Here is a 6140-nt window from a genome sequence, read left to right as displayed (position 1 = left end):
GCAGAGGTCATCAACTCGGGATGGGCACGCAGCAACTGGAACTGCTCGGGTTTCTCGATCAGTGCCAGAGTGCCCAGCGCGATCAGGTTGCGCGTCGTCTCGTTGCCCGCGACGAGCACCAGCAGGCAGAACTGGAGCAGATCCTGATCGGTCAGCCGGATGCCGTCGACCTCGGCTGCCATCAGGACTGACAGCAGGTCGTCGGTGTTCCCGAGGGCGCCCGTCCGGCGCTGTGAGATCAGCTCCTGGAAGTACTCGTAGAGCTGGCCCAATGCAGCGAAGGTGTCCAATTCCACGTCCGGGTCGTCCATGCCCACCGTGGCATCCGACCACGTGCGGAACTGTTCCCAGTCCTTGTCGGGAGCGCCGAGGAGTTCGGCGATCATCCGGGTCGGGAGCGGGGCGGCGATCTGCTCGCCGAACTCGGTGCTCGCATCGGGGTCGATGCTGTCGAGCGCCGCGCGGGCGAACGTCCGCAGCTTGGGTTCCAGAATGGCCACCTGGCGGCGGGTGAAGCCGGTGTTGATCAATTTGCGCAGCTGCCGGTGCCGCGGCGGATCGGTGAAGATCAGGCTGCCGTCGAGCACCGGGTTCTCGACCGCCGGGTCCGGAATGGTGATACCCCTGGCCGAGGAGAACAACGCGGGGTTGGTCGACACGTACCGGACGTCCTCGTACTTCAGCAGCCCCCAGAACCCGGCCTCGGCGTTCCAGCACACCGGCTCGGTGGCCCGCAGCTCCCGGTAGGCGGGGTAGGGGTCGCCCGCGTAGAACGTCGGTGAATGCAGGGGCTGTGGCATGAAGGTTCTCCTGGCCACTGAGGACGGTGGGTGTGCCGCAGGCCGGTCAGGATCACCTGCAGGCCGTGTTGGAATATCAGCTGTGAATCGCCGGCGCCGGCGCGGCTCAAATGGTGCTCCAACTGCACCGAGCCGAGCAGATGGATGTAGAGCACGGCGTGCGCAGCATCCAGTTCCGCAGGTGCCCAACCCGATTCGGCGAGAATCTGCTTGGCCGTGTGGTCCATGGCATGGGCGGTGCCGACCAACGGGCGTTGTTGAACCAGTGCGGCGATGCCCGGGATGGCGACCATGGCACGCCAGGCGTTGTCGTAGAGCTCACTGATGCGCTGCTCCCAATCACCGTCGGCAGGGACCTCGATGCTCTCCAGCACCGAGTCGACCAACAGGTCGAGGAGCGCGGCCTTGTCTTTGACGTGGTAGTAGACCGAGGACGCCGATGTTCCGGCCTGCTCGGCGAGGTTTCGCATCGTGACGTTGTCGACCCCCACTCGCCGGGCGAGCTCGAGCAGGTGCTTGACCAGGTGTTCCCGGCCCAGCGCCCCATAGGGCAGTACCGAGGCCGATCGACGGGACCCGACCGAGGGGGCACCCCTTTAGAACAATGTTCGGATTCGAACGCTGTTCAGATGGAACCAGTCCGTGTCCTCCGGTCAAGCTCTTAGCTTAGTTCCGCGAGCGCGCATGTCTGCACAGCGGCGCACCGCAATCGGCGTGCGGGAGCGCGCGCTCGAGGCGAACGAACGGAGCGAAGCTGTCAGCTCGGCAGGTCCCAGGTGTGCACCGGGCCGTTGGAATGCATCTGCTGGCAGTACAACCGCAGCATCTCGGCGAGCGCCGCGGGCCGACTCATACCGCGATCTTGGAGCGCGTCGACCGCGGCGGCCTGCCACGCCGCACCGTTGCGTCCGGTCTTGGCGCGCCCCTCGATCACCCCGAGGTAGCGGTCGCGCACGTCGGCGGCGACCTCCCAGCGGCGCAGCCCCTCCTCGGCCATCGGCAGCAGCTGCCGCAACACCAACTCGTCGGGGGTCACCTCACCCAGACCCGGCCAGTACATCCGCGCGTCCATGCCGTGCTGGGCTGCGGCCGCGAAATTGGACTGCGCCGCAGCAAAACTCATCTTCGTCCACAGTGGCCGGTCCTCCTCCGAGAGCGCCCGCAGCATCCCGTAGTAGAAGGCCGAGTTGGCCATCATGTCCAGTACGGTCGGGCCCGCGGGCAGCACCCGGTTCTCGACGCGCAGGTGCGGCCGCCCGTTCACGACGTCGTAGACCGGCCGGTTCCACCGGTAGATGGTGCCGTTGTGCAGCCGCAGTTCGGACAGGTGCGGGGTGCGGCCCTGAGCCAGTTCGGCCACCGGGTCCTCGTCGGACAACTCGGGCAGCAGCGACGGGAAGTAGCGCACATTCTCCTCGAACAGGTCGAAGATCGAGGTGATCCACCGCTCACCGAACCACACCCGGGGGCGCACCCCCTGGGTCTTGAGCTCGTCGGGGCGGGTGTCGGTGGCCTGGGCGAACAACTCGATGCGGGTCTCCGACCACAGGTGGTGGCCGAAGAAGTACGGCGAGTTGGCGCCGAGCGCCAACTGCGGGCCTGCCAGTACCTGGGCGGCGTTCCAGTTGTCGGCGAAGTCTGCGGGGGAGACCTGCAGGTGCAGCTGCATGCTGGTGCAGGCGGATTCGGGCGCGATGGAGGCGGTCTGCAGGGACAGACGTTCTGGCCCGGCGATGTCGATCATGATGTCCTCGCCGCGCGCGGTGAAGATCGAGTCGTTGAGCGCCTGGTAGCGGTTCGACTCGCTCATCCAGTGTCCGGAGAGGTGTTCTGGCATGAGTGTCGGCAGGATGCCGATCATCACGATGTGGGCGCCGTGGTTGTTGGCCTTGACTTCAGCGGCGTTGAGGCTGGCGCGGACCTCGTCCTCCAGCTCGAGCGCGGCCCGTCCGGGCAGCCGGCGCGGCGGCACGTTGAATTCGATGTTGTAGGCGCCCAATTCGGTCTGGTAGGCCGGGTCGGCGATCGATGCGAGGACCTCGGCGTTGCTCATCGCGGGCTGGTAGTCGGAGTCCACCAGGTTGCATTCGATCTCCATGCCGGTCAGCGGCTTCTCGAAGTCGAAGCTGGACTGGGCGAGCATGGTCTCGAACACGTCAAGGGACAGCTGCACCTTGCGCCGGTAGTCGCGGCGGTGCTCGCGACTGAAGTCGCTGTGCGTCAGTTCCTCACCCACACCGCCCATTGTCGGCGAGCGCGCGGGTTTGCGCGCCGACACGCCGCGATTGCCGTCATTCTGCGCGCACTCGCGGCGGGTCAGCGTGCGCGCGTGGCCACCACCACCTGAGGGCTGAGCAGCCCGCCGCGTAGCTGGACGTCGATGTCGGGGTCAGCATGACGGGCCAGGGCCCGCAGCGCCGAGGGGCTGTAGGCACGCAGCGAACTGATCACGCCGTCGTGGACAGACGGGGCGAACGGCGCCCACGGCAGCATCGTGGCCAGCCTCAGCAGGTGCAGCGGCGCCGGCGGCCGCGGTAGGTCGATGATCAACAGCTTGGACGCCACCCGGGTGCCTTCGGCGAACACCCGCGCGGCCGCTGTCGGGGCCAGGTGATGGAACGACAACACGAAAACCGCCAGGTCGAACTGTCCGTCGGCGGCGTCCAGCGCGGTCGCGTCCATCTCCCGGACCGTCGCCCGCGGATGCGTCCCGAGATCCCCGGCCGCAATGGCGGCTACCGACGCGGGTTCGACGTCGGTCACCGTCACCCTGGCGGTCGGGTGCCACTCCAGCAGCTTGTGCGACAGCCCGCCATGCCCGGCGCCCAACTCCAGGATCGCCGGATCGGCGACCTCGGCCACCTCGTCGAGGGCTGTCGCGGCGAATCTCTCATGGTTGCCGAAGACCTGGCCGGTCCAGTCCAGCGCGCGGACCACGCTGCGTTTCACCCGCGGGTCGACGTCGTCGCGGTCGAGGTACTCCTGCCGCTCTGTCTGCAACAACCGATCCAGACATGACGCGTCCGGACCACCCCGCGGCATCCGGGCGATCTCGTCGACTCTCGTCATAGCCATGCGCTCCATCATGGACGAACCACCGTCCCGGCTGCAGCCCCCGGACCGAGCTGTGGTCACCAAGCGGAAACACGTGGCTCACATGCCCGCAATCGCCGCGTCATAGCGTCACGTCATCTCCGTGCACCGTCCTGGTGCGCCAGCGCCCAGGGGGGAAGGAGCCTGATGGCCATCGACAAGAGCGACATTCCTAGCCAGGATCCCATCGTCGTCGCGTCTTCGCCGTCCGCAGCGGTCGTGGCCGACGGCTTCGTCGCCGCAGATGCGCACAGTTCGCTGCACAACGACGAGCTGGCCCCGAGTTCACCGGCACAGCGAAAATGGGGCTGGTTCGAGATCTTCAACGTCTGGACCAACGACGTGCAGAGCCTGGCCGGCTACACGCTCGCCGCCAGCCTCTTCGTCACCGCCGGGATCAACGGTTGGTTCGTGCTTGCGGCGATCGTCCTGTCCGGCGCCCTGGTGATGTTCTTCGTGAACTGGTCGGGGCGGCCGAGCGTGAAGTACGGCGTGCCCTACCCCGTCGTGGCGCGGGCGTCGATGGGCGTACGAGGGGGCATGTTCCCGGCGACCGTACGGGGCATCGTGGCCATCTTCTGGTACGGCGCCCAGACGTACTTCGCCTCCACCGCAGTAGCATTGGCGATCAACGCCGTGCTCGGTGCGACGCCGACGGCGACCTGGCTGGGGATGACCTGGGTGGACTGGGTCTCCTACACCGTGGTGGCCGGCTTCCAGATCTGGCTCTTCGTGCGCGGTCTGGACGGCATCGTGAAGTTCCTGAACTTCGCAGGACCCGCGGTCTACGCGGTGATGATCCTGTTGCTGGTCGCGATCTGGTGGCAGGCCGGATCGGGCCTGCTGAGTTCGGTCGGAGATCTGTTCGCCGGGGAGAAGCAGGGCACCGCTGCGCTCGCCGCGTTCGTCGGGGTGGTGGGGACGATGATCGCCTACTTCTCGGCGGTGATCATCAACTTCGGTGACTTCGCCCGGTTCACCCGCAGCGATCAGGAGATGAAGCGGGGCAACCTGCTCGGACTGCCGGTGAGCCTGACGGTGTTCACCCTGTTGTCGCTGTTCATCACCGCGGGCGCCTACATCGTGTTCCAGGACGGGCAGGGTGATCCCATGACCAACCCGGCCGACATCGTCGGCGCGGTCGGCAACGTGTGGCTGAGCATCCTGGCCGCGGTCACCTTCTTCGTCGCGACCGTCGGAATCAACCTGGTGGCCAACTTCATTCCGCCGGTCTACGACATCGTCAACCTCAAGCCGGAGAAGCTCAACTTCCGGATCGCCGGATTCATCACCGCGGCACTGGGATTCGTCATCGGGGCACTGTGGGTGTCGGTCATCGGAAACGCCGGTCTGCCCAAGTTCGTCGACACCCTCGGCGCCGTGCTGGCACCGCTGTACGGCATCATGATCGCCGACTACTTCCTGCTGCGGCGTCAACACCTCAAGCTGCAGGATCTGTACTCGGTTGACCCCGCCGGGACCTACTACTTCACCAGAGGCTGGAACATCCGGGCGCTCTGGGCTTTTGCGGTGTCGGGAGTGTTCGCCATCTCCGCAGTGTGGGTGCCCGCGCTGCACGCACTGTCAGGCTTCGCGTGGGTGTTCGGTGCCGCCCTGGGTGCCGCGCTGCACATGCTGGTGATGCGAGGCCAGCCGCTGGAGGCGCCGAAGCAGTCCGTCACCGCCTGAGGCGTGGCTGCTCAGTCCTCTCCGAGGCTTCGGCAGCTCGGTCCTCTCCGAGGACGTGGCAGCTCAGTCCTCTCCGAGGACGCGGCCGTTCAGTCCTCTCCGAGGACGTGATAGATCTCGCGGCGGGCATTGTTGACGATGTCGACGATGCGCTGTTGCTGCTCGGGAGTCGCCGCGTGGGCGGATTGGCCCACCGCGCCCATCAGCTGGCCGACGGCGGTACGCAGGCCCATCGCGGCGGGGTCGGCTCCCTGGGTGATCTCATCCCACGGCGCCGTCTCGATCTTCTCGGCGGCAGCGCGTCCGTCCTCGGTGAGCTCGAAGAGCTTCTTGCTGCCCTCGGACTCGGTCGCCACCAGCAGGCCCTCGTCGACCAGCAACTGCAGGGTGGGGTACACCGAGCCCGGGCTGGGCTTCCACAACTGCTGACTGCGCTCGTTGATCTCCTGGATCATCTCGTAACCGTGCATCGGTCCGTCGATGAGCAGCTTGAGGATCGCGGCGCGCACGTCACCGCGCCTTCCGCGGCCGCTCCCGCGGGGGCCACCACGCTTGCCG

At 66.9% G+C, this 6140-nt stretch carries 6 protein-coding genes; 1 reads left to right on the top strand and 5 read right to left on the bottom strand.

The features are described from left to right. The 4 genes from WA944_RS16965 to WA944_RS16950 all read right to left on the bottom strand — a co-directional run. A partial coding sequence (locus tag WA944_RS16965) for a cytochrome P450 family protein (RefSeq protein WP_526647168.1) occupies positions 1-788 on the bottom strand: 788 nt, incomplete at its 3' end. After that, positions 680-1312, bottom strand: coding sequence for a TetR/AcrR family transcriptional regulator (locus WA944_RS16960; protein WP_526370526.1), 633 nt, complete (start codon positions 1310-1312; stop codon positions 680-682). The genes WA944_RS16965 and WA944_RS16960, both read right to left, overlap by 109 nt. A gap of 245 nt (positions 1313-1557) precedes the next feature. Further along, positions 1558-3045, bottom strand: coding sequence for a glutamate-cysteine ligase family protein (locus WA944_RS16955; protein WP_526370524.1), 1488 nt, complete (start codon positions 3043-3045; stop codon positions 1558-1560). A gap of 71 nt (positions 3046-3116) precedes the next feature. After that, positions 3117-3875 carry a class I SAM-dependent methyltransferase gene (locus tag WA944_RS16950; RefSeq protein WP_526370522.1) on the bottom strand — a complete coding sequence of 253 codons (759 nt, stop codon included), beginning with the start codon at positions 3873-3875 and terminating at the stop codon, positions 3117-3119. Positions 3876-4040: 165 nt separating this feature from the next. Between WA944_RS16950 and WA944_RS16945 the strand changes: the two genes are divergently transcribed. Beyond that, positions 4041-5582 carry an NCS1 family nucleobase:cation symporter-1 gene (locus WA944_RS16945; protein WP_526611663.1) on the top strand — a complete coding sequence of 514 codons (1542 nt, stop codon included), beginning with the start codon at positions 4041-4043 and terminating at the stop codon, positions 5580-5582. 89 nt (positions 5583-5671) lie between these two features. Here the strand turns inward: WA944_RS16945 and WA944_RS16940 are convergent. Next, positions 5672-6140 (bottom strand): PadR family transcriptional regulator (locus WA944_RS16940; RefSeq protein WP_526647167.1); only part of this gene is annotated, 469 nt, incomplete at its 5' end.

Origin of the sequence: Mycobacterium sp. (assembly GCF_049683355.1) — a bacterium.
Taxonomy (GTDB): domain Bacteria; phylum Actinomycetota; class Actinomycetes; order Mycobacteriales; family Mycobacteriaceae; genus Mycobacterium.
The sequence above is the reverse complement of the archived record's forward strand: the minus strand, read 5'-3'. Positions and strand labels throughout refer to the sequence as shown.